This window comes from Bacillus cereus group sp. N14 (assembly GCF_016483555.1).
Taxonomy (GTDB): Bacteria; Bacillota; Bacilli; order Bacillales; family Bacillaceae_G; genus Bacillus_A; species Bacillus_A wiedmannii.
The window spans coordinates 1-242 of sequence record NZ_JAEHBQ010000126.1; the positions used below are offsets into that span (position 1 = coordinate 1).

A 242-nucleotide genomic window follows, 5' to 3' on the forward strand; every position below is an offset into this window, starting at 1 on the left:
TTGCTCCGTTCACAATCGGTGCATTTACCGCCCCTGTTAAGCAAAATACATGGAACATTGGCAACGCCGCAACGACGCGATCATCAGCAGTATATTGTAAATACGCCGCCACATCGCTCGCATTACTATATAAGTTTTTATGTGTTAACATCGCACCTTGCGGGTTTCGAGTTGTCCCTGCTGTCGATAGAAGCACCGCTCCATCTGCTTCCGCGAATTCTGGGCCTTCATCGGGGTCATCG

At 49.6% G+C, this 242-nt stretch carries 1 protein-coding gene; it reads right to left on the reverse strand.

The genetic code is table 11. From position 1 onward, the window contains the following. The coding region (locus JDS82_RS29390; protein ID WP_199714341.1) for an AMP-binding protein at positions 1–242 on the reverse strand (242 nt) is incomplete at both ends.